Raw genomic sequence first — 23,806 nt, 5'->3', positions numbered from 1 at the left:
TAAGAAAGAAAAAATAATTTTATCAACAGAAATTAACAAAATGTGACAAAAATCTATTAACGAATCGTATTTTTTGTGTTAATATTCAAAATATAAAGGGTATTCGTCGTATGGAAATGGAGGGAATGGAGGTTTTTCCAATCGATAAGGATATTAAAGAAATATTTTGTTCACACTTGAAAAACAATAGGCACCAATTCGTAGAGAACTGGAAAAACAAAATGATAATTTCCGAAAAAGATCCATTTAAACTAGAAGTGGTTCAAAATGGAGAGGATTTACTAGAGTTAATTATCGAACTTACTATGGAAGATAAAGATATAAATTATCTTCAACCGTTATGTGAGAAAATTGCTATTGAACGTGCTGGAGCAGATGCGAATATTGGAGATTTTGTTTATAACGCAAACGTGGGAAGAAATGAACTTTTCGAAGCGATGTGTGAATTAGATGTTAGCGCTCGTGAATTGAAACCAATTATGGCAAAAATACATACTTGTTTTGACAAATTAATTTATTATACCGTTTTAAAATACTCGGAAATTATATCGAAGAATTTAGAGGAAAAACAGCAATATATTAACGAAACACATAAAGAAAGGCTGACGATTTTAGGGCAAATGTCAGCTAGTTTTGTACATGAATTTCGTAATCCGCTTACTTCCATTATGGGGTTTGTTAAATTATTAAAGGCGGATCATCCGAGTTTATCGTATTTAGATATTATTTCGCATGAATTAGATCAATTAAATTTTCGTATTTCGCAATTTTTACTCGTATCGAAAAAAGAAATGTGGAATGAATCGGAACGGTTTTGGCTTAATGACTTGTTTCAAGACATTATACAATTCTTATATCCGAGTTTGGTCAATGCGAATGTTTTGATTGAAAAGAATTTACCGTATCCAATTCCGCTTGTTGGTTATCGGAGTGAAGTGAGACAAGTATTTTTAAACATATTAATGAATTCAATTGATGCTCTTGAATCAATGAAAGAAGAACGAAAAATTATCATTGATGTATTTGAAGAAGATCAAGCTATTCGAATTGTGATAAAAAATAATGGACCAATGATTCCAGCTGAAAATGTAGAAACGATTTTTGAACCATTTGTAACTACTAAAAAGTTAGGAACTGGTATTGGATTATTTGTATGTAAACAAATTGTGGAAAAACATAATGGATCCATTATGTGTCGATCAGATAACGATTGGACAGAATTTCAAATTGCATTTCAAAAATAAACAGTCTACACCAAATGAATGGTGTAGACTGTTTTAATTTGTGAGTATAACGGCTTCTAATTTAGGATCTTTAGTTGAATAACCTACTATTGAAATTGTATAAATAACATTTGGTTCAACATTGAATTTTGGTATAGTCAATAAAACGTTTTTATTATCTGCGAGTGAAATTTCAATATCTGCTGTACCAGGGCTAACTTGCAAAAAATCTGTTATTTGTTTAAAGAGTACATTTTCAAATAAATGATCCCCATCTTTTAAATCTACGTTTACAACAGGGGTATCTGGAGAGAAATGTGCAAACCGTATTTTGGCTTGACCAGCTGGTAAATGTGTATTATCAAGTATAGGCTGTAATTGTAGGTGATTATCACTATTTATTGCAGCAAGAGTATAAGTATGATTTCCCATTATTGGTACCAACGCTGAAAAGATTGGAGTTTCATTTCCGACAGGAACAATATCTATACGGTATTTACCTTGCACTAATGATAAATAAGGGCTGAATTGCTTAAATGAAATATTTTTAATAACCTTTTGTCCGTTTACTAAAATGTCAACCGCTGGTATATTTGGATCGGCATGAAAAATTCTTATATGTGACGGTAAAGCAGCTTCTTGTGAGTCTCTTGTTTCATACGCCTGTACAAGTTTTGATAGTGCATCGTAATATTTCATATATAATTCTATATATTTTTTAGGATTACGAAACTGATAGTAACGTGCGAGTTGTTCGTATTGTGTAACTTCTTGTCCATATTTTTCGATTTCAGATTGAGACATGAACATTCCTCCTTTGTCATCATTAAAACTATATGCGAAGCAAGAAAGCGGTTATGCAAAAAAAATGATTTTATAAAGGGAAAATTAAAAATTGACAACAAATATGTTTTCATAAAGAGGTGCTGGTGCTTACGAGAATTTCGCAGAGTAAAGCAGTACATATGACTGTACGAAAGTAAAATAAATGCCAAATTGAAAGTGCATTTCAATTAACATATTGAATACACGTCCAAAAATCGCTAGAAAACTAGGGATTTTTTTAATTATAGGCAAATACACATACAAAGTGATAATTGTCCTACATAAATTATAAAGGAAAGATACTTTGAATCTGAGGAAAGGAGTACCACTTCGGGATAGGGATATCCCGATAGTAATTGTGAATGAAGTTATGAAAAGGTTTTGTGTTATAGGCTGTAGGATGAATTTGTAAACTTCATTTTTCTATTTATTTTAGCAATTGACAGTATTAACCCATAAGAGAGCGTCATGACGAACTGATTAGTGTGGTTAATCGGTTCTTTTTTTATAGTTTAAAACTGAAAAGTTTACATAATGAATAGGAATCTGAATTGATTAGTAAGGTGGGTGTCGAAATTTGTTTTAAAATATGCAATTTAAAGTAGGATAATAGGAAGGAGTTTAACGGGAGTTCCGTCGAAGTGTACAGAATGTCGGCATTTAAGGACAGTTGGCATTATGCTATAAAAACATTTGGTGATGTAGTCATTTCATATAAAAAGGAGGGTTATTTGGGCGTATAGAAAAGGGTTGGTCTTCGGTTTTTTAGTTCTGAATTTTCTGTTTTATAAAAATTTTTAAGCACTCATTTGTATATTTTATAATAGTTTTTTGATAAATTCACTGCTTTTGCAGAGGATTCTTTTTTATGAAAGAAACGTCAATTTTCTTCATATATATATACAAATTGGAGAAATGGGGGAGCGCTATGCGCGATTACTTAATTAAACCACTTGTTGGTCAGCCGTATCCAATGATTTCACATGGAAAAGGTGTTTATTTGTATGATCAAAATGGCAATAAATATTTTGATGGTTCGTCAGGAGCAATTACGGCAGGTATTGGGCATGGCGTAAAGGAGATTGCAGACGTTATTAAAAAGCAAGCTGAGGAGATTGCTTTCGTTTATAGATCACAGTTTACGAGTGAACCAGCTGAAAAATTAGCGAAGAAGTTAAGTGATTTAAGTGTAGGAGATTTGAACTGGAGTTTTTTTGTAAATAGTGGCACGGAAGCGAATGAAACAGCTATGAAAATTGCAATTCAGCATTTTCAAGAGCGAGGTATTCAAGGGAAACATAAAATTTTATCAAGATGGATGAGTTATCACGGTATTACGATGGGTGCTTTATCGATGTCTGGGCATCCACTACGTAGACAACGTTTCGTATCTATTTTGGAAGATTATCCGACTATACCAGCTCCATATTGTTTCAGATGTCCTGTTCAAAAAGTATATCCAACTTGTCAGCTGGCATGTGCGACTGAACTAGAAAGATCAATTGAAAGAATTGGTGCAGAGCATATTGCTGCTTTTATTGCTGAGCCGATTATCGGAGCAGCTGGAGGCGCGGTTGTTCCGCCGAAAGACTATTATAAAGTCATTAAAGAGATTTGCGACCATTACGATATTTTATTTATTGCGGATGAAGTAATGACTGGGCTTGGTCGTACTGGAGCATGGTTTGCGATGGAGCATTGGGGCGTAGAGCCGGATATTATGACACTTGGTAAAGGGTTAGGAGCGGGATATACACCGATGGCAGCGACAGTTGTAAGTGATCGTGTTATGGAACCAATATTACGTGGATCACGTTCAGTAATGAGTGGTCATACGTTAAGTGCAAATCCATTGTCTGCAGCAACGGCTTTAGCTGTTATTGAATATATGGAGAAACATAATCTTCCTGAAAAAACAGCAGAAAAGGGAGAGTATTTAATAAAAGGCTTACAGAAAGTTCAACAACAATCGACAATCATTGCTGATGTGCGCGGAAAAGGGTTGCTAATCGGAGTAGAATTGCAACCGTTTACAAAAGCGTCAGAGCTTATTTCAGTTGCAGCTAAAAATGGTCTGCTTTTATACCAAGCAGTTTCAGGGCAAGCAGGAAAAGAAGATAGTGCACTGCTTGTAGCACCGCCAATGACAACTACATATTCCGAGTTAGATGAATTACTTTCAATTTTCTCTAAAAGTGTGGAAGAGATGATGCAAAAAGGAGGGCATAGTATCGCATGACAACTATTACAAATACATTCGGTAAATTAAAAGAAATTGAGGAAGTAATTTCTTTGTTCCATGATGATATGACATTGATGTTTGGGGGATTTGGAGGGATTGGATCCCCTCCATCTTTAATACAGGCAATTTTAGAAAAAGGCGTTACAAATTTAAATTTAATTGGAAATGACACTGGATTTCCTGATGTAGGTATCGGTCGTCTTGTTACAAATGAAAGAGTTAAATCAATAATTACTTCTCACATTGGCTCCAATCCAAATGCAGGAAGGCAACTAAACGAGGGAAGGTTACAAATTGAGTTTTCTCCGCAGGGAACATTAGCAGAGCGTATTCGCGCTGGTGGCGTTGGTCTTGGTGGTGTTTTAGTTGATGTTGGTGTTGATACGATTGTGGAAGAGGGAAAACGAACAGTTGAAATGAATGGTAAGACCTACTTAGTTGAAACAGCATTAACTGCTGAAGTTTCAATTGTATATGCGAAAAAGGCAGATCCGTTTGGTAACCTTGTATTTGACAAAAGTGCACGAAATATGAATCCCCATGTAGCTATGGCTGGGGATATAACAATTGTAGAAGCAGAAGAAATAGTCCCGCTTGGAAGTTTAGATCCAGAGGAAATTGTCGTTCCAGGTGTTTTCGTAAATTATATTGTACCGTCGGAAGGAGTGAACTGGAAATGGGTATGGGCGTAGAAGTGAGGGATAAGATTGCTAGGCGTGCGGCGAAAGAAATACAAAATGGTATGATTGTAAATTTAGGTATTGGCATACCATCGCTTGTACCAAATCATTTGCCTGAAGATATAAATGTTATGTTTCATGCGGAAAATGGAATCGTCGGCATGGGACCAACGCCAAGTAAAGGGAATGAAGATGAAAATTTGTGTAATGCAGCAGGTTTACCAACTTCTCTTATAACAGGAGCGAGTTATTTCGATAGCTGCACAGCGTTTGGGATGATTCGAAAAGGTTTGCTAGACATAACGATTCTTGGTTCATTACAAGTAAGTGAAAATGGTGATTTAGCAAACTGGATTGTACCTGGAAAACGTGTTCCAGGTATTGGTGGAGCAATGGATTTAGCACAAAAAGCGAAGCGGGTCGTTGTTGTGATGAATCATGTTGATAAGTACGGAAATGCAAAAATTGTTTCAGAGTGTACATTGCCATTAACTTCAAAGAAATGTGTAGATTTAATTATTACTGATATGGCAGTCATGGAGGTAACTCCGAGTGGACTTATATTACAAGAATTAATGAGCCCATACACAGTAGAAGATGTAAAACGACATACAGAAGCTGATTTTCAAATTAGTTCTAACTTACTAGTAATTGAATGAAGGGAGATGTAATATATGGAGCAATTAAAAAAGCAAGTTTGTGATTATATTGAGAGCCATGAAGAGGAAAGTGTGAAATTTTTAAAACGATTAATTCAAGAAAAGAGCGTATCTGGTGATGAAAGCGGTGCGCAGGCAATTGTGATTGAAAAATTACGTGAATTAGGTTTAGAGCTCGATATATGGGAGCCTTCTTTTTCTAAAATGAAAGATCATCCTTATTTTGTATCACCCCGTACAAGTTTTTCAGATAGCCCAAATATTGTAGCAACTTTAAAAGGAAGTGGCGACGGGAAATCTATGATATTGAATGGGCATATTGATGTAGTTCCAGAAGGGGATGTGAATCAGTGGGAACATCATCCTTATAGCGGTGAGAAAATCGGAAATCGTATATATGGCCGTGGAACGACGGATATGAAGGGCGGAAATGTCGCACTTATGCTTGCGATGGAAGCGATTATTGAATCTAACATTGAATTAAAAGGAGACATCTATTTTCAAAGTGTAATAGAAGAGGAAAGTGGCGGAGCAGGGACATTAGCAACTATATTACGAGGATATAAGGCAGATGGTGTCATTATTCCGGAGCCTACTAATATGAAGTTTTTCCCGAAACAACAAGGTTCCATGTGGTTTCGTCTACGTGTAAAAGGGAAAGCTGCACACGGTGGAACGCGCTATGAAGGGGTTAGTGCAATTGAAAAAAGTATGTTTGTTATAGAACATGTAAGAAAGCTAGAGGAGAAAAGAAATAGTCGAATTACAGATCCGTTATTTAAAGAAATTCCGATTCCAATTCCAATTAACATTGGGAAAATTGAAGGAGGGAGTTGGCCAAGTTCTGTTCCCGATGAATTAATTTTAGAAGGAAGATGCGGTGTTGCGCCGAATGAGACTATAGAGGCGGCAAAAGAAGAGTTTGAGAATTGGATTGCTGAATTAAATGATGTGGACAATTGGTTTGTTGAAAATCCAGTAGAAGTAGAATGGTTTGGAGCGAGATGGGTTCCTGGTGAACTAGAAGAGAATCATGAACTCATTACGACACTTCATCACAACTTTGTTGAAATCGAAGGGAACGAACCAATTATTGAAGCATCTCCGTGGGGGACTGATGGAGGTTTATTTACACAAATTGCAAACGTACCAACAATAGTATTTGGTCCAGGAGAGACGAAAGTAGCACACTATCCAAACGAATATATAGAAGTTGATAAAATGATAGCTGCCGCAAAAATTATTGCATGTACATTACTAGATTGGTGTGAGGTGAAAAAATGAAATACTATGAATCTTTTAGAGAACAGACGAATTGTTATACAGTAGAAGGTGTTTTAGATTATTTTAATAAGCGTATTCGGGTAGATCACTATACAGGAAATGTTGAAAGTATTATACAGACAATTGACGAACTAGCAGAGAAACATTCTTTCACTAAATGTATTATTAAAGGAAAGGGAGAGCATGTTTCAACATGGCTCTCTTTCGGTTTTTTGTTGGAAGCAACGATACCTCATTATTTTCAAGGACACGATGCATACTTTTTTGTGAAATATAATAATGATGAAAGACGAAATAGTATGCATTGGATTGAGGAAGATACTATATTAAGCGGTGTAAAAGGAAAAGAAATAAAAGAAAAAGTAGTTCCAGAGAAATTTTTGCTGAGAAAAGCGACTGAAGAAGATGCAGAAGAATTAGCAACTGTATTCGGAAAAGTATTTGAAGTGTATCCGACACCTTTAAATGAAGCGAGTTATGTATTACAGACGATGAAAGAAGACGATACAATTTACTACGTGTATGAATTTGAGGGGAAAATTATTAGTACAGCATCTGCAGAAATGAACATAAAGGAAGGGAATGCAGAATTAACGAATTGTGCTACTTTACCTGAATACCGTAAACATGGATTTATGAAAAGTTTACTAATTAAATTAGAGGAAGAACTTCAAGAAAGATCTATTTTCTGCTCCTATACAATTGCTCGATCGCTTTCTTTCGGAATGAATGCTGCCTTTCATCAATTAGGCTATACGTATACAGGAAGACTGGCGAATAATTGCTACATTTTCGATAAGTTGGAAGATATGAATATATGGGTGAAAGATCTATCTAGCTATTCGAAAGCAGTAAAACTTCCGCCTCAAAATTTGGCTGTAAAGCAAAACAGTTAGGTGGAGCTGGGTGTTTGAAAAAGCCGTACTAATTAGAGTTTCGAGTTATCTAATGAAAATATAAAATTGATTAAAATTATAGAACGGAATCGTCATGCTTACAATCGCACATAGGTGTGCCGAAAATTCGGCATGTAATTGCTGGATTTTCGGCAAGAGGGGGGATGACATTGCTAGCAGTTTCGACACAAGAAGTCATTGAAGCGATTTTGGGCAGTATTGATGAGGCTATACACGCTGTAGATGAAAATGGAATTACAATATTTTATAATTCTGTAGCTGCAAAACACGATGGATCGAAGATTGAAAAAGTGTTAGGGAAACATCTGTTAGAAGCGTTCCCGTCTTTATCAAGGGAAACGAGTACATTGATGAAAGTACTAGATACAAAAAAACCTATCGTACATCAGGTACAACATTATCAAAATTTAAATGGTGAAGATGTTTGTACAGTAAATACGACGTTACCTATTTTTATAGATGGGAATATTGCTGGGGCTGTTGAAATTGCAAAGGATTACTCTACAATTCAAAAGCTTACTGACACAATTGTTGACTTACAGTCGAAAATAAAGCGATCATCTAGAAAAAAAGTGATTAAAAAGCACGCTGCATTTGAGACGATAGTGACAAATGATACGCGGTTTAAACAGACGAAAGAGTTAGCACAAAAAGTAGCACCAACAGACGCGAATGTTTTAATATATGGTGAAACAGGAACAGGAAAAGAACTGTTCGTACAAGCAATTCATGAAGCTTCTAAAAGAAAAAACAAGCCATTTATTGCACAAAACTGTGCAGCTTTACCAGAGTCGCTATTAGAAAGTTTATTGTTTGGAACGACAAAAGGAAGCTATACGGGAGCGATTGAAAGAGCTGGGCTATTTGAACTTGTTGATGGTGGTACATTATTTTTAGATGAACTGAATTCAATGCCTCTTGATTTGCAGGCAAAAATGTTACGAGTGTTAGAAGATGGAGTCATTAGAAGAATTGGTGATAATAAGACGAGAAAAGTAGATGTTCGTGTTATTACCGCGATGAACCAGCCTCCAGAAATATGTTTACGAGAGAATAAAATTCGCACTGATTTATATTATCGCTTAAACGTATTTTCATTATATATCCCACCGCTTCGTGAAAGAACTGAGGATGTACTATTATTAGCATCTTATTTTTTGAAAGAATATAATAAAAGTTATAAAAAAGGTGTACTTCAAATTGATGAGGAAGCGAAAGATAGACTGCAAGCTTATCAGTGGCCTGGAAATGTACGGGAGTTAAAACATACGATTGAACATGCTGTTATTATTGCAGAAGGGAATACATTAACAGCCAATTGTTTACCACGTACATTTCGGAAAGAGAAGTTTTCGAAGAAGAAGGGTATAATGCCACTTAGAGAAGCACTTCATCAAAAAGAAAAAGAATTAATAGATCAAGCGTTGATTGAAACGGAAGGGAATATATTACAAGCCGCAAAAATGTTGGGTATCCCTCGTCAAACGCTTCAATATAAACTGAGCAAGTACGACAAAACCGCCGAATAATCGGCGGTTTTTGTGTGTTTGCACGAATAAAAGAGCGTTTACATATATAAAAAGTAATGAATATGATGTTAAGTATTGATTTCATACAACGCTTAAAAATATTTTTTCGCTTATGTAATAGGGTTCTCCGCACATTTACTTATCAACAATGTAAAGTTGGCATAACTATTGCTTATATAAAGGATGAGCGTATAAAAAGGGGGAATAGCAATGTTACATGATGTATACAAACCAAATCGTCACTGGAAGGATATCGAATTATGGAAAGATGTTACTGAAGAGCAATGGAATGATTGGGTTTGGCAATTAACGAATACGATCAAAACGTTAGATGACTTAAGAAAAGTAATTAACTTAACACCTGAAGAAGAAGAGGGCGTTAAAATTTCAACGAAAACGATCCCGTTAAACATTACACCGTACTATGCTTGGCTAATGAATCCTGATGATCCACGCTGTCCGATTCGGATGCAATCAGTACCGATTTCGGAAGAGTTATATAAAACAAAATATGATTTAGAAGACCCACTTCACGAAGACGAAGATTCACCAGTTCCAGGGCTAACACATCGTTATCCGGACCGTGTACTATTCTTAGTAACAAATCAATGTTCTATGTATTGTCGTTACTGTACACGTCGTCGTTTTAGTGGACAAATTGGAATGGGTGTACCGAAGAAACAATTAGATGATGCAATTGCTTATATTCGTGAAACGCCACAAGTACGAGATGTATTAATCTCCGGTGGTGACGGACTTCTAATTAACGATAAAATTTTAGAATATGTATTAAAAAATTTACGAGAGATTCCGCATGTTGAGATTATTCGTATCGGAACGAGAGCACCAGTAGTATTCCCACAACGTATTACAGAAAACTTATGTAACATTATTAAAAAATACCATCCAGTATGGTTAAATACACATTTCAATACATCTATTGAAATTACTGAAGAATCGAAAAAGGCATGTGAAATGTTAGCGAATGCTGGTGTTCCAGTCGGAAACCAAGCAGTAATTTTAGCTGGTATTAACGACAGCGTTCCAATTATGAAAAAACTTATGCATGACTTAGTAAAAATCCGTGTACGTCCATACTACATTTATCAATGTGACTTATCTGAAGGTATCGGTCACTTCCGTGCACCAGTATCTAAAGGTCTTGAAATTATTGAAGGTTTACGTGGACACACATCTGGTTATGCTGTTCCGACATTCGTTGTTGATGCGCCAGGCGGAGGCGGTAAAATTGCACTTCAACCAAACTATTTAATCTCACAAAGTGCAGATAAAGTTGTACTTCGTAACTTTGAAGGTGTTATTACGACGTATCCAGAGCCAGAGAGCTATATTCCAGGAAGAGCGGAAGGATACTTTAAAGAGATTTATCCGAACTACGAAGAAAAACGTTCAGATGTTGGTATCGCAGGTCTTATGAGCGATAAGAAATTTAACCTCGTTCCAGACGACTTACAGCGTATGAACCGTCGTAAAGACTACGAAGATAATGATACTCATGCATCTTTAAAAGATAAACGTGATAAGCGCGATCAATTAAAAGATAAAAAATATCAAGCACAAATGGCTAAGTTAGAAGAAAACGACAAAAAAACTGAGGGTGATGCAGTATGAATTGTATGTGGTGTGACAGTACAGAAGCGAAAGAAAGCTTGAATACTGTATATTGGGAATTACCAGATGGTACGAAAGCCATTGAAATCCAAGAGACACCATGTATTTCTTGTTCCTCGTGCGGGATGGACTATCAATCAGACCATACAGTAAAAGAAATTGAAGATCAATTATTCTTAATTTACACGAAAGATTTACCAAAACAACTAACATATGAAGAATTAATGGGAAGACCGCGTCTATTAAAAAGAAATTATTTCGACTTTTAACCAGCTTTTATGCTGGTTTTTTTCTTTTTTGCCTTGTATAATGTACCCAAGTTAGAAAGGTAGGGAATATTTTTGAAAAAGACATTTTACCATTATATGATGAAGCATCGTGCAGCTTTATTTAGAAATGAAATTTCAGATTTAGCAGAGGCGATGTATGATGATTTAAGTTTTCCGAAGCAATCTGAAGACTATGATGAAATTAGTTCATACTTAGAGTTGAGCGGAATGCTAGAAAGTATGTCTATATTTGATGAAGCCTGGGATTTATATATACAAGATAGATAAAAACTATTTGAAAACATACAGAATACATTACTTTATTTAAAGTGAAGTATTCTGTATGTTTTTTTATTATGAAATTTGTTGATTTAAAGCTAGTCTAGTTACTAGCTTTTGTTTGAGTGTAATGTAAATTTTATAAGATTATAATTTTTATTGAAAAAATTTATGAATATAAGCTTCTGTGATAAGCGTTTTTATGTAGGTTGCATATACTGATATCAAAATCACGACGTCAAAAAAAGGAGAGATAGAGATGGCAAGAAAAAAACAACCTAAATACAACGTAGGGGACATAGTCGTGATTACGCTATATGGAACCGTTGGGAAAATCACAAATATGAAGGTTTTAGATGGAGTTTATGTATACGAAGTCAATAATCACGATGGATTTTACGTAGAGCAAACATTGCAGCACGTTACAGAGCAAGATATGAAAAAGGGCGATACGGAGTGGATTGAATTAAATTATAATTTCACGTTTGGTGATCTTGTGCAAGTAACTGGATATGATAAAGATGTTTTCCGTATTGTTGGTTTTCGTACAGAAGTATGGAGATATAAGAATGACGCATGGGAAGATACAATTTATGAATTGTCACGGATTACGGATGGTGAATGGTTAGAAGCGGATGAATCAGATTTAACGTTACTCGCCAATGCTCAAACGGCAAATGCAATTTTGAAGAAAATGAAACAAGATAAAGCCGGTATGAATAAATTAGATTTAGGAAAGTTAAAGTCAATTAACAACTCGAAAAAAGTGAGTGTTAAGACGAATCGTCAAGAAATCATTGATGGATTACTTGATATTTATAACGATTATCAATTATTGTTCGATACATTTAAAGATGAAGAATATAAAATTGTAATGGATGTTGTTCATAATTATTTAGTTAAATTGACAGAGAAAAAATAGTTAACTAGAAAGAGAGAATAAATTGAACAACAACATATGCAGTATAAGGTATGCCTACAACTATTAAAAAAATAAAAAGCCACTTTATAAGAGAGTCTGCCCATTGATCTTCATGCATGAACTCTTCTTTTGTTTGTCCTACTTCATATTGATTTTCCATTATTATTTCCCCCTTTGAATAGCTTGTACTACAATCGTATGCATCTCGTCCAAAGCTTATGACCTATAAAAAAATAAAATCTATTTTTCTAATCTCATATACATAATTTTGAGATTTTTTCATAAAACAGAAATAAAGGAGTGATGCTCATGAAGGAAATTGAAGTCGTGATTGATACGGAAGAGATTGCGGAGTTTTTTTATGAGCAACTAATTGAAAGAGGGTACGTCCCAAAACGAGAAGAAATTGAAGATCTCGCAGATATTACATTTGAGTATTTATTAGAGAAATGCATGATTGATGAAGTTTTTGATGAAGAGGATGAATGAAAGTAACGACGGGCATAACTCGTCGTTTTTTACTCTTTACAAACCTGTCACAAATATAGTCAATAATTATTGGTATAATGAAAAGGAAATTTTACTCAAGAGGTGAAGGAATGTTCAAAAAAATTATTGATTCTTTATTAGGAAAGAAAAAATATCGTTCGTATTCAAGTAGTGATTATCGTCGTAGAGGGCGCTCGTATTCAAGTAGCGATTATAAACGACGTTCATCTGGTTATGGACATCAACATTATAAAAGAAAACGTAAAAGCCGTAGCTTCTTTTCAAGTAGCTGATGAAATGGCGTCGTGTACTAGCATTATTTGATAGACCACTGCGAAAAAATACAATTGTTGCAGAGCGTTATAAAATTGAATCAGTAATTGGAATGGGCAGTTATGGGGTTACATATGTCGTTAATGATTTACAAATAAATAGATATAAAGTCTTAAAACAATTAAGACAAAGTAAACAAAGATATGAGTCTGGTAGAAAATCATTTGAACAAGAGAAAATGATTTTACAAACATTAAATCATCATGCAATTCCTAGTCTATATGATCATTTCCTATGGGAGAAAAAGAGCTTCTTTGTGATGGAGTACATGCCTGGTAAAAATTTTGAAGATTATATTTTCATAGATGGGTATGTATATACAGAACGTGAAGTTTTTGAGATTTTATATGAAATATTAGAAATTGTATCGGTGTTTCATAGTGAAGGCATTATTCATCGAGATTTACGCATTCCAAACATACTAATGAAAGAAAATCAAATTAGTATTATTGATTTTGGATTGGCTAAATGGAAAGGTGAGGATGATGAGCGAGCTACAACTTACGAAGGTGAACAAGCTTTGATGCGAGAAGTTCACTTTCGTAGCGACTTTTATGCGCTCGGTCATTTCTCATTATTTTTATTATATGCAGGATATGAATCTAATGAAAAACAGGAAAAACCATGGTACGAAGAATTAACTTTGGAACATTATAATCGCGAAATGCTTATGCGAATGTTACAAATGAAAACGCCGTACTATGAGAATGTACAAGATTTAAAACAAGATGTAGCTTCTGCTTTAGAAAGGATGGAGACTCCATGTTTCAAAAGTTTTTAGCAAGCGTTGGTATTGGAAGTGCAAAGGTAGATACTGTTCTTGAAAAAGATGAGTATATTGTTGGGGAAGAAATAGTTGGAAAAGTTCATATAACTGGAGGTTCAGTTAGCCAACAAATTGAAAGCATTTACTTAACATTATCAACGTCGTATGTACGAGAAGTGGATGATAAAAAAGTAACAGCAACATATGATTTAGAGCGAGTACGCTTAACAGAACCGTTTTCTGTAGAACCGAATGAAAAAGTTGAAATTCCATTTTCTTTTCCAATGCCAATTGAAGCACCACTTACACTTGGTATGAAAACGGTTTGGATTCATACAGGTCTTGATATTAAACGTAGTATAGACCCAAGTGACCGCGACTACGTTCAAGTGTTACCTAATGCATTATTAAGTAGTGTTTTAGATAGTGTAAAGGAATTAGGGTTTAAAGCACGTCATATAGAATGTGAAGAATTACCGCATCGATTACGTAAGCAAGTTCCATTCGCACAAGAATTTGAGTTTATTCCGGTTTCTGGAGAGTACTATGGGAAATTAGATGAATTAGAATTATTAATCTTGCCACGTGCATACGACCGACTAGAAATAATTATGGAAGTAGATAGAAAATCACGTGGATTAGCTGGTTTATTCGCTGAGGCACTTGATCTTGATGAGAAGGTGATTCGTTTTACCGTAACAAGAGAAGATATCCCTGAGATGAAGCAAAAAATTAATAATTATATTTTTTAATAAACTATGCATAAAAAAGAAATGGAGAGGAAAACTAAAACAACCGCTCCATTTTTTTGCATAGTGAGGTTATGTATGTGAAACGATATCGACATTTATACTTGCTAAGTTTTACGTTACTCATTTGTTTTGTCGTATTATCACTTTCGTATCATACCGCTTGTATTGAGAACTTTGACAATATAGTCGCACATTTTATTCAAAGCTTTCGAAACGATTATTTGACGACCTATTTTACTTGGGTGTCTTTTATCGGTTCCAAAAGAATATATTTTCCATTACTCATTATTCTTGTAATGTATTTTCTCGTTAGAAAAAAGTTGCTTAGTGCGTTACTTCTAACAATTAATTACTACGGATCTCGTTATTTAAACAGTATGCTTAAACTATGGTATGAACGAGCAAGACCTGATGTTACGCAGCTTGTTACTGCAACTGGATATAGTTTTCCGAGCGGTCATACGATGAATGCTACTGCTTTTTTAGGATTTATTGCATACGTCACAATTACTGAAGAGCGTATTTCGTTGCATAAAAAATTGTTAATTATTCTTATAGCAAGCTTTGTTGTATTATCTATTTCAGTTAGCCGAATATATCTTGGCGTGCACTATCCATCTGACATATTAGCAGGATGGGCAGCTGGCGGTAGCTGGCTCGTTTTATGTGTTATATTCCATAAAACGTTCATAAAAAAAGAACCTATGTCATAATAGGTTCTTTTTTCATTGGCTCAACATGAATGTGTGCATGGTAAATTCCAAATTTTTTGCGCAGCATAGCTTCGATGTTGTCGGTAATACAGTGACTTTCTCCAACATCCATGCGAGCATCTACTTCAATTGTAATATCAACGTACGTTTGATTCCCATACATACGTGCTCGAATATCTACAATGTTTTCCACACCGCCAATATGCTCAATAGCATCAGCGTATTCTTCCATTTTATCAGGATCAATTCCATCTGTTAGCATATGAGAAGATTCTACGAAAATCTCCCATGCAGTTTTACAAATAATAAGACCGACAATTAAAGCGGCAATAGGGTCTAAAATAGGCATTTGGAACTGAGAACCGACAATACCTACTACGGTACCAATACTTACGAGTGCATCTGATAAATTATCCTTTGCAGCGGCTTCTAATGATTTACTTTTTGTTCGTGCTGCAATTTTTTTCGTATACAAATACACGCAGTACATAACGACAGCAGAAAATAAAGCAACCCATGCAGCGAGTACATTAGGCGCTGCTTGTTTCGGATTTAAGAAAGATTGAATGGCACTAATAACAACTTCTAATCCGACTGTTGCCATAATGAAGGACGCAACAAGTGATGCGATTTGTTCGGCACGCGAATGCCCATACGGATGATCTGGGTCACGAGGTTTACGAGATATTTTTAGACCAATTAATATCGCTAAAGAAGCACCGATATCCGTTAAGTTATTTAAACCGTCAGCGCGTAATGCGCTAGAGAGGGTAATATAACTGATGATGATTTTCATAGAGGATAAAAATATGTAGGCCATAATGCTGACAATAGCACCTTTATCAGCTTCTTTATGAGAAAGAGTATCCATTTTAATCACTCACCTTTCTTTAAAGGAATTTCTTTCTATAAATAGAGTATCAAACGAAAGTCGTGTGGGTCTATACAAACATTGTTGACGTTTTATAGCTTTTTAAGAAGGGGATAACAAAGTTTCGTAAAGGAAAAATATGTTGAAAAGTACAAAGTCAAGGTGTGAACCTAATTGGAGTTTATTTACTAAAGAGATAGGAGGGTAGATGGATGAGGAAACGAATACTTTTCTTACTACGTATTATTCTTATCATGACAAGGTGTAATTCATTAAACGATGAAAAACTTCAAAAGATAATTGTGAAAATAGATGAAAACCCTCTGAAAAATATTTTCCAGAGGGCTTTCATTTTAGTATGCTTCTAAAAACTCAGTAACTTGCTCTTCTGTTTTTGCATTAGCACTATGTAAGTGGCCTAGCTTCTCACCGTTTTGGTATACAAGTAAACTTGGAATACCCATTACTTGATACTCTTCAGCGATACTTGGAAACTCATCTTTATTGATAGAGTACCATTCAAATTTATTGAACTCTTCCATTACATCTCCGATAAAGTTGTCCATACGTACGCAATCTGGGCACCATGTAGTAAAGAACTTAACAACTACAGGCTCCTCGCTTGCGATGATGTCTTTGAATTCTTGTTCTGTTTTAATTTCTTTCATAAGTAAAACTCCTTTCAATATCACACGAATTTATATGCAAAATTCGTATTTGCAAACATGTTGCAAACTTATTATTTGTTTTTTAGTTTTGTAGTTCGTTCACACTTATAAAATTATATGTAACATGATTGCGCTACTAAGTGTGAAAATAATGGAACCTCACTTTTCTTTATAAGCTTTTTCCAGGATTGTGTCAAACTTTTGAATTTTATACAGAAATTAAAGAAGCCCACACTTTGATTGAGTATGGGCAGAGTGACTAAAATTAATCGCTTATTAATTTCGAATAGATATTTAAATCGATAAGCTTTCCAGCTGATTTTTCGCTCTTTCTCAGAATCCCTTCTAGATTAATTAACTTTTATTATACAAGAAAATAACTACATTGAACAAAAGCGTTAATTGGAGGTAACGAAATGACAAACTCATCAATTGAATATTGCGTTCAGTGTGATTAAGAAAGTGGTGTATAAAGATGGGACGAGATGAGAGTTACTTCCGAGCTAAAAAAAGAGTAGATAATTTAAAATCATTTTACATGCATTTAACCATCTACATACTAGTCAATCTGATGCTTTTTTACTTTTTAAGTAGTGAATTAGCTATTTTTTATTTTATAAAGAAATAACTCCGAAGCTCATATCCTTTCATGATAATATAAGGTGAAGAGGAGGGCCTTCCCTCTAATTATTAGTACACACTAATAAGGTTTTACGGGTAGTTAATTTTTTATCTAACTTCCTCGTATGTACTGAATTTTAATGTGAAAATGTTCGTTAATAGGAGATAAAAGAAAAAAGAGGATATATGAATGCTTGTATTAGGTTTTATATTAATTGGTTTAGGTGTTTTTATTGTTTGTCTGACTGTAATTGATGGAATCAGAGAGACAAAGGAACATAGTTTCAGTGGGTTTAAAGATTTTATTATTATTGTGCTGGTGCATATTATAGAAATAATCAGTGATTTATGGGGATTCCGATTGCTATTTATATTGATAGGATTGGTTTGCATCGGATTTGGCGTTGCTATTTTAATAGTAGAATTGTAGTGGAAGATAAGTAAAGGGCATCTAATTAAGATGCCTTTTTATATTAATTACAAAAATTGAATCAAGTTAGAAATTATATGGTTGTAATGGGAATTGAGGGATATGAATAAAAAAATTATCCTGCATTAACGGGCAGTAAGCCCCCCACTGATTAAAGTTTCACTTTATTAGGGATTTGCCTTAAACATTTATTACAGTCAAGAATATTTATAATAATATGAACTAAAAAAGGTCCAATTTTTGTAATGTTGGAGGGGATTATTGTGGACATAACTCAAAGCGTATCAAGAATAGTGGTTAATGGGAAAGACCTTTCTTTCACTTCAGTTCAAACCTCTGCATGGAATCATGGACCTGTAAATGATTTAATCGTTACGACGAATCAGAGAGTGAATGAGCTTTATCAATTCATGTGGTCACAAGTACCGGTTACGATTTCGGTATATTTCCTTCAAGGAGCGGATTTACTTAGGTTCGTTAGGGTTGCGGGAATTAATGAGCGCGTAACAGGAGAATATGTATATCATTTCATTTGGTGATAAGAAGGAGTCAAAGTAGTCTAGCAGCTACTTTTTTATTTTGTCATTTGAATATAAGCGAGCGAACTAGCTTTATAGTACCCACTGAAATAAAGAATCATAATATAATTTGTAATGACTTATACGGAAGTGAGTTGAAAATCATGTTTTATTCATATTTTAATTCTGAAACTGGTATGCGACCAGCGTATGGTACATCTATAACGTATAGTGGAGCACAAAGTACAGTCCAAGCTATTCAACAAGCATTGCAAATGCAACAACAATTGCAAATGCAGCAGCAAGGTGTACAACCGTATTATTCATCCGTAGAGTATTTTTACCCAGTACATCAAGTTACACCGTACGGAAGTGCTTTTCTGACTATTCCATATGGGACTGTATACAACTTATAACTAGTAAGGAATGAAGTGGTGTATATAAATAAGGGTGCAGGTTAATAGCGCCCTTATGAATAATAAAAATAGCTAGTCCAAACCTTATAAATCAATCTTACATAATATATAGTAATAAGTTTGAAAGGGGAATCAGTATGTCTTGTTATTACTACTGTAAGTATTGTAAGGAGTATAAAAATAAGCATTATGATTGTTGTAAGAACACTAGTAAGTGTCATGATAACAAGGACAATCTTGTTAGAGCATCGGCATTTAGAGCTAGAAATACTGTGAATCAAAATGTTCCTGCTAATACTTTTGTGAAAGTGTTATTTCAAAATGAACAATTTGATTTAGCGAATGAGTATAATCCAGCAACATCTATTTTTATGCCGAAGACTAAAGGTGTATATTCTATTATTGGAACGATTGGTTTCTTTCCAAACGATCCAACTTTAAATTATAGAGCGCGTGTAGAAATTCGTGTGAATGGAAACGCAGCGATAGCTATAGATAATGACTTTTTTGGTCCAATAAGTTTTGGAAATGTCGCAAGTGTTTCGACGATTGTTCAATTGAATGCAGGGGATGAAGTTGAGATTTATGCACAAAGTAGTATAGATGGAGTTTTAAGTCCTTTAGAAGATGGTGCACATTTTGAAGCAGCAAGATTTCCTTCTCCAATTAAATAAAGTCATTAAACAATGAGTTTGCAGAAGCTTAAAGGTAAACCCTCACCGAAATGGTGAGGGTTTTTTAATCTATTAAAAATAGTAACAGGTCGTCCAAGCTATTCTAATCTATATAGCATACTATGTAAAAATAAGTGTAAAGGGGGACTAACTATGTCTTATTATTACTGTAAGTATTGTAAAGATTACAAAAAGGAAAGTCATGATTGTTATAGGAAAAGTAGTAAATGTGATAGGAAGTATGTAAAGGTGAAGTGTTGTGATGATAAGAAAGAGGAGCTTGTAAGGGCATCGGCATTTAGAGCTGTGAATACAGTTAATCAACCTGTTCTAGCAAATACTCCTGTTAAAGTATTATTTCAAAATGAACAATTTGATCTAGCGAATGAATATAATCCAGTAACGTCGATTTTTACTCCGAAAACTAGAGGGGTATATAGTGTATTAGGAAATATAACATTTTCTCCAAATGATTTTAATGTAAATTACAGAGCTAGAGTAGAAATTCGTGTAAATGGCAATCCGGCAATAGCGATAGATAATGATTTCTTTGGAACAGGAGTATTTTTTAATAATGATGTTTCCGTAACTACTATTCTTCAATTAGAAGCAGGAGATTTAGTTGAAGTTTTTGCAGAAAGTAGTATTGCTGGTGTAATTGTACAAAATGTTAATGGTGTAAATACGGTTCACTTTGAAGCGGCAAGATTTCCTTCTCCAACTAAATAAAACTGATTATTAAATGTTTTTTAGTAGGTTTAGTTAATCCCCTTACCAAATGGTGGGGGATTATTATTGTTTTTCTAAAATATATAAGTAAATAGGTAAAGCGTAGTTTAATTTGTAGGGGCTTCAACCTTCTTCAGATAATAAACAGAATAATAAGTAACATGCTTGTAAAAACGCATTGTTAGTAAGTTTACTAGTTTTCTTATAGAACAAGAAAGACAGAATACATAAAAGATCGTATCATTATGTTTTTTCTTTACCATATAGAAATTATATATTGAACATAGATTTGTGTAGGGAATGCTAATACACTGAAAAGAATAGCATAAAGGCGATTACACTATATAAAAACAAAATCAATCCTAAGATGAGTAGTATTGGATGCAACTTGAACATATTTGACCTCCTTGAGTATATAAAGAATTTTAATATATTGTTGGTCAATTTAGAAGGGGGACGGTTACATAAAAAAAGAGCATACATAAAAAGTACGCTCCAAAGAAAGATAGGTTTTATGAGTGGATAATCTCCATACGATAATATATGTTCTTTTCATAAAAACGTGTAAAAAATCAATGAATTATCAATGGAATATCATAACATGAGTAATTTTAGTCTAGGAATGCAGTTATTTTCTTTCTCGGTTATTTTAGGTAATAAAGTTGTGAAAATCGTGCATTATGCGGACTAACAACGGGATAGCGATCGTACTTCCGTTACATATTTCTTAAAGTCTGGGTATTGCGTGATAGTTTGACATTTAGGGGTGCATAGTTGATTAATTATAGACACATTTGTAATTACTTCGTTACAAGGACCGAAAAATGTAATTTTTAGCTTTGAATTTGGTGGGATTTTGAACACGATAGGTTTTTTTTCCATGAAATCAGCTCCTAATATTGAGTATTATAATTTAATGGATATAGAGTCGTATTAGTATAATATGAAATTTCAGTGGATTTGCTTATAATAAAGAATTTTATAGTAGTAAAAGTGCTTAAAGATGTAAAGGGGAAATTGAGAATGGAAAATAAAATGTTTAATTAATATAATCAATAAATACGCAAATGGTTAATATAACTAATGCATTTTTTTGTTTGTTACATATTATGTTAGTAAGAATGGTATAAGGGGATAGTATAAAATAGTGGAAGAAAATGTACAAGCTCAGCTTTCGCCACCGTGGATCACATATTTTAATGAATTAAAAAATTCAATAGGTGCTGATCCAACTGTTACAGTTGGGCCGCTTATTCCTGTTGGTGGTAATTATATTATTTTAGTGCATGCGTTAAGCAACGAAAAAGCGAGAGCATTAGCAACGCTTTTAAAATCTTTTGTACAATTTGGGAATGTAAGTGTGACAGTTATTGTAACGAATAATGAGAATGAAATTGTAAATCCATTTCCTTGTCCACTAGATGCATTTGAAATAGCTCATTTATTTCAAGTAGCACTAGAAAATAATCCTTATTTTGAACAAGTTGTGGTACAGCCTCAGTTCCCTGGCGGACCGAATGTTGTTTTTCCGGTTTTCGCTGCGGAAGTCATTCAGTTTTTCAATGACGATATTTCTAACTTATGTCAAACGTTTACAGGTGTTGCGGCCAATGTGTTTCGTGATGTAATGAATGATGAGGTTTGTGGTATCCCAATTCTATTTTCCACAAGTTGTGTTATGAGCAGTGAAAACTCACAATTACAAAATACAGATTTAGCACCAAAGTTGTTTTATTAAACTGTAAAAAGACATTTTCAGTAATAGAAAATGTCTTTTTTATGCACCAATAGTGTTCAGGTTGGAAAATTGCAATTTAATAGGAGTAAACTTCAATTAATTAAAATTTTTCTAAATCTCAAATTTCATGTAGAGGTAGTAATTTTGACTTAAGAATATATAGAAAATGAGGGATGAAATTTTTTAGTTGAAAGGAAATCGATACTGAAAGTTATAATTTAATAATACAGGAGATTTTTTTTAATATCTGTAAAAATGATTGATAGGACGAGATTACATAATAAATGAATAGTAGGGTATATTTCGAATGTTTTATGTGGCATACATGTTAAAGTTGATAGAAATATTTCTGAAAGAGAATATATTTTGAAAAACAGTAAAGATTCTTTTTATTTATATTATAGATAGCTAGTTTTAGAGAGAGGAGGCTTACAATAAAACAAGCTATGAATAAGACATTCAAAAGGAGCTGGAATGTATGGGGTATATTGTAGATATTTCAAAATGGAATGGAACTATTAATTGGGATATTGCAGCATCTCAGCTAGATTTAGTGATTGCTAGAGTTCAAGATGGCTCTAATACGGTGGATTTTATGTATCAAAATTATGTTAGTGAAATGAAAAAGCATAGTATCCCATTCGGTAATTATGCTTTTTGCCGTTTTATATCTATTGCTGATGCAAAGAAAGAGGCACAAGATTTTTGGAATCGTGGTGATCAATCTGCTAAGTTTTGGGTAGCGGACATAGAAGTTCAAACGATGGTAGATATGCAAGGCGGGACACAGGCATTTATTGATGAATTACGCCGTTTAGGTGCGGAAAAAGTAGGATTATACGTAGGGCATCACACGTATTTATCATTTGGAGCATGTAATATTGAAGCTGATTTCGTATGGATCCCTCGTTATGGAGGGAATAAGCCAGCATATCCATGCGATATGTGGCAATATACGGATTCAGGGAATGTTCCTGGGATTGGGAAATGTGATCTGAATCGATTAGTAGGAAATAAGTCACTTTCTTGGTTTATAGATTCCAACAAAGCAAATCAATCTAACATAGTGTATACACAGCAACCGAATGGCATTGGTATTGCAGTTTCGAAATATCCTGATGGATACGGAATAAATTTATATGAAACTCCCATGACCCCTCAATTTACAGGTGCACTCACTCAGAAAATTCCATATTTAATCTTAACAGGTTATTGGGGAGGCGGTGAGCAAGATATGATTTGTTTAGGGAACGATAAGCAGTGGGCATATTTAAAACATTTTAATGTGAAATGGTTTTATGCAACTTCGAAATATCCTGTCGGTTACGGAGTAAATTATTATGAAGAGCCTGAATGTATGAATTATAAAGGGAATATAGATGGATCGACATCTTTTCGAGTGTGGGGTAGAGTGGGAAATGCGGTAGATATCGGGCAGAATAGTTGGATACCTGAAAAACATGTAATTATTAAGTAACTATAGCGGCAGTATTGTTTTTAAGGAGTATGTAAAGAGTCTTCTTACTATACATAATAGTAAGAAGACTCTTTACGTTTAAAAATGAAAATACATGATACATAGTCTACTCATATGAAATGAATTACATGTAGAAAACACACTGTTTTC

General features: G+C 34.1%; 28 protein-coding genes and 1 pseudogene. 24 read left to right on the top strand and 5 right to left on the bottom strand.

The genetic code is table 11. The features are described 5' to 3' along the window. Positions 1-110: 110 nt before the first annotated feature. Positions 111-1,244 (top strand): BA2291 family sporulation histidine kinase, encoded by a 1,134-nt coding sequence (locus ACTFN4_RS18525; protein ID WP_000425086.1) that lies wholly within the window; start codon positions 111-113, stop codon positions 1,242-1,244. Positions 1,245-1,277: 33 nt separating this feature from the next. Here the strand turns inward: ACTFN4_RS18525 and ACTFN4_RS18520 are convergent, their stop codons facing one another. Next, complete coding sequence (locus ACTFN4_RS18520) at positions 1,278-2,027, bottom strand: DUF4397 domain-containing protein (protein WP_000083284.1); 750 nt, start codon at positions 2,025-2,027, stop codon at positions 1,278-1,280. Positions 2,028-2,976: 949 nt separating this feature from the next. Here ACTFN4_RS18520 and ACTFN4_RS18515 point away from each other — a divergent pair. The 10 genes from ACTFN4_RS18515 (at position 2,977) to ACTFN4_RS18470 (ending at position 12,461) form a co-directional block, all read left to right on the top strand. Continuing rightward, the gene (locus tag ACTFN4_RS18515; protein WP_001205882.1) at positions 2,977-4,287 is read left to right on the top strand and encodes an aspartate aminotransferase family protein; all 1,311 of its coding nucleotides are present in this window, start codon (positions 2,977-2,979) and stop codon (positions 4,285-4,287) included. Beyond that, positions 4,284-4,982: an acetate CoA-transferase subunit alpha gene (atoD, locus tag ACTFN4_RS18510; RefSeq protein WP_000208102.1), complete on the top strand. Its 699-nt coding sequence runs from the start codon at positions 4,284-4,286 to the stop codon at positions 4,980-4,982. The genes ACTFN4_RS18515 and atoD overlap by 4 nt, the downstream gene beginning before the upstream one ends. Further along, positions 4,967-5,629, top strand: a complete 663-nt coding sequence (locus ACTFN4_RS18505; protein ID WP_000525293.1) for a CoA transferase subunit B — start codon at positions 4,967-4,969, stop codon at positions 5,627-5,629. The genes atoD and ACTFN4_RS18505 overlap by 16 nt, the downstream gene beginning before the upstream one ends. A gap of 15 nt (positions 5,630-5,644) precedes the next feature. Next, complete coding sequence (locus ACTFN4_RS18500; RefSeq protein WP_000436698.1) at positions 5,645-6,913, top strand: peptidase; 1,269 nt, start codon at positions 5,645-5,647, stop codon at positions 6,911-6,913. Continuing rightward, positions 6,910-7,809 (top strand): putative beta-lysine N-acetyltransferase, encoded by a 900-nt coding sequence (gene ablB / locus ACTFN4_RS18495; RefSeq protein ID WP_000878594.1) that lies wholly within the window; start codon positions 6,910-6,912, stop codon positions 7,807-7,809. The genes ACTFN4_RS18500 and ablB overlap by 4 nt, the downstream gene beginning before the upstream one ends. 164 nt (positions 7,810-7,973) lie before the next feature. After that, positions 7,974-9,359: an arginine utilization transcriptional regulator RocR gene (gene rocR / locus ACTFN4_RS18490; RefSeq protein WP_439962659.1), complete on the top strand. Its 1,386-nt coding sequence runs from the start codon at positions 7,974-7,976 to the stop codon at positions 9,357-9,359. Between the two features lie 210 nt (positions 9,360-9,569). Beyond that, positions 9,570-10,991 carry a lysine 2,3-aminomutase gene (ablA, locus tag ACTFN4_RS18485; RefSeq protein ID WP_000902142.1) on the top strand — a complete coding sequence of 474 codons (1,422 nt, stop codon included), beginning with the start codon at positions 9,570-9,572 and terminating at the stop codon, positions 10,989-10,991. Beyond that, positions 10,988-11,260 (top strand): YokU family protein, encoded by a 273-nt coding sequence (locus ACTFN4_RS18480; RefSeq protein ID WP_000995763.1) that lies wholly within the window; start codon positions 10,988-10,990, stop codon positions 11,258-11,260. Before ablA ends, ACTFN4_RS18480 begins: the two co-directional genes overlap by 4 nt. 72 nt (positions 11,261-11,332) lie before the next feature. After that, entirely contained in the window at positions 11,333-11,548 is a 216-nt protein-coding gene (locus ACTFN4_RS18475; protein WP_000750717.1) for a YozE family protein, read from the top strand. A gap of 250 nt (positions 11,549-11,798) precedes the next feature. After that, positions 11,799-12,461, top strand: a complete 663-nt coding sequence (locus ACTFN4_RS18470) for a hypothetical protein (RefSeq protein WP_000101499.1) — start codon at positions 11,799-11,801, stop codon at positions 12,459-12,461. 4 nt (positions 12,462-12,465) lie between these two features. Here ACTFN4_RS18470 and ACTFN4_RS18465 read toward each other — a convergent pair whose 3' ends face one another. After that, the gene (locus ACTFN4_RS18465; RefSeq protein WP_000431486.1) at positions 12,466-12,621 is read right to left on the bottom strand and encodes a DUF3930 family protein; all 156 of its coding nucleotides are present in this window, start codon (positions 12,619-12,621) and stop codon (positions 12,466-12,468) included. Positions 12,622-12,770: 149 nt separating this feature from the next. Here ACTFN4_RS18465 and ACTFN4_RS18460 point away from each other — a divergent pair, with 149 nt between their 5' ends. The 5 genes from ACTFN4_RS18460 to ACTFN4_RS18440 all read left to right on the top strand — a co-directional run bounded on the left by ACTFN4_RS18460 (position 12,771) and on the right by ACTFN4_RS18440 (position 15,514). Next, complete coding sequence (locus tag ACTFN4_RS18460; protein WP_000658451.1) at positions 12,771-12,950, top strand: YozD family protein; 180 nt, start codon at positions 12,771-12,773, stop codon at positions 12,948-12,950. A gap of 110 nt (positions 12,951-13,060) precedes the next feature. Then, positions 13,061-13,243, top strand: a complete 183-nt coding sequence (locus ACTFN4_RS18455; RefSeq protein ID WP_000473371.1) for a hypothetical protein — start codon at positions 13,061-13,063, stop codon at positions 13,241-13,243. Further along, entirely contained in the window at positions 13,243-14,064 is an 822-nt protein-coding gene (locus ACTFN4_RS18450) for a serine/threonine protein kinase (RefSeq protein WP_000872064.1), read from the top strand. The genes ACTFN4_RS18455 and ACTFN4_RS18450 overlap by 1 nt, the downstream gene beginning before the upstream one ends. Continuing rightward, positions 14,046-14,801 (top strand): sporulation protein, encoded by a 756-nt coding sequence (locus ACTFN4_RS18445; protein WP_439962658.1) that lies wholly within the window; start codon positions 14,046-14,048, stop codon positions 14,799-14,801. The genes ACTFN4_RS18450 and ACTFN4_RS18445 overlap by 19 nt, the downstream gene beginning before the upstream one ends. Before the next feature lie 77 nt (positions 14,802-14,878). Further along, positions 14,879-15,514, top strand: coding sequence for a phosphatase PAP2 family protein (locus ACTFN4_RS18440; protein ID WP_000833370.1), 636 nt, complete (start codon positions 14,879-14,881; stop codon positions 15,512-15,514). Here the strand turns inward: ACTFN4_RS18440 and ACTFN4_RS18435 are convergent. Together ACTFN4_RS18435 and ACTFN4_RS18430 are read right to left on the bottom strand one after the other, a co-directional pair. Then, the gene (locus ACTFN4_RS18435) at positions 15,504-16,385 is read right to left on the bottom strand and encodes a cation diffusion facilitator family transporter (RefSeq protein WP_000380385.1); all 882 of its coding nucleotides are present in this window, start codon (positions 16,383-16,385) and stop codon (positions 15,504-15,506) included. The genes ACTFN4_RS18440 and ACTFN4_RS18435 overlap by 11 nt on opposite strands. 353 nt (positions 16,386-16,738) lie before the next feature. After that, a complete protein-coding gene (locus tag ACTFN4_RS18430; RefSeq protein WP_000658787.1) occupies positions 16,739-17,053 on the bottom strand; it encodes a thioredoxin family protein in 315 nt (104 codons plus the stop codon). Positions 17,054-17,528: 475 nt separating this feature from the next. Between ACTFN4_RS18430 and ACTFN4_RS18425 the strand changes: the two are divergent. The 6 genes and pseudogenes from ACTFN4_RS18425 to ACTFN4_RS18400 form a co-directional block, all read left to right on the top strand. Further along, positions 17,529-17,633 (top strand): annotated as a pseudogene (locus ACTFN4_RS18425) (2TM domain-containing protein); the annotation flags it as partial. Between the two features lie 231 nt (positions 17,634-17,864). Continuing rightward, positions 17,865-18,104 (top strand): hypothetical protein, encoded by a 240-nt coding sequence (locus ACTFN4_RS18420; RefSeq protein WP_000960640.1) that lies wholly within the window; start codon positions 17,865-17,867, stop codon positions 18,102-18,104. Positions 18,105-18,367: 263 nt separating this feature from the next. Then, positions 18,368-18,643 (top strand): hypothetical protein, encoded by a 276-nt coding sequence (locus ACTFN4_RS18415; RefSeq protein ID WP_000355695.1) that lies wholly within the window; start codon positions 18,368-18,370, stop codon positions 18,641-18,643. 143 nt (positions 18,644-18,786) lie between these two features. Then, a complete protein-coding gene (locus ACTFN4_RS18410; protein WP_439962656.1) occupies positions 18,787-19,038 on the top strand; it encodes a DUF3947 family protein in 252 nt (83 codons plus the stop codon). Between the two features lie 137 nt (positions 19,039-19,175). After that, entirely contained in the window at positions 19,176-19,712 is a 537-nt protein-coding gene (locus ACTFN4_RS18405) for a C1q-like domain-containing protein (protein WP_439962655.1), read from the top strand. Between the two features lie 153 nt (positions 19,713-19,865). After that, complete coding sequence (locus ACTFN4_RS18400) at positions 19,866-20,441, top strand: hypothetical protein (protein ID WP_000122943.1); 576 nt, start codon at positions 19,866-19,868, stop codon at positions 20,439-20,441. Between the two features lie 687 nt (positions 20,442-21,128). Here ACTFN4_RS18400 and ACTFN4_RS18395 read toward each other — a convergent pair. Then, entirely contained in the window at positions 21,129-21,323 is a 195-nt protein-coding gene (locus ACTFN4_RS18395; protein ID WP_000412555.1) for a hypothetical protein, read from the bottom strand. Between the two features lie 265 nt (positions 21,324-21,588). On the opposite strand from ACTFN4_RS18395, the gene ACTFN4_RS18390 reads away from it, so the two are divergent. Together ACTFN4_RS18390 and ACTFN4_RS18385 are read left to right on the top strand one after the other, a co-directional pair. Continuing rightward, positions 21,589-22,179: a hypothetical protein gene (locus tag ACTFN4_RS18390; protein ID WP_000392281.1), complete on the top strand. Its 591-nt coding sequence runs from the start codon at positions 21,589-21,591 to the stop codon at positions 22,177-22,179. Positions 22,180-22,657: 478 nt separating this feature from the next. Beyond that, positions 22,658-23,656 (top strand): glycoside hydrolase family 25 protein, encoded by a 999-nt coding sequence (locus ACTFN4_RS18385; protein ID WP_326264022.1) that lies wholly within the window; start codon positions 22,658-22,660, stop codon positions 23,654-23,656. Positions 23,657-23,806 lie beyond the last annotated feature (150 nt).

It is taken from the genome of Bacillus cereus group sp. MYBK95-2, from assembly GCF_051915225.1.
Taxonomy (GTDB): domain Bacteria; phylum Bacillota; class Bacilli; order Bacillales; family Bacillaceae_G; genus Bacillus_A; species Bacillus_A cereus.
Note: the sequence above shows the minus strand (reverse complement) of the source record. Positions and strands in the feature narration are given on the sequence as shown.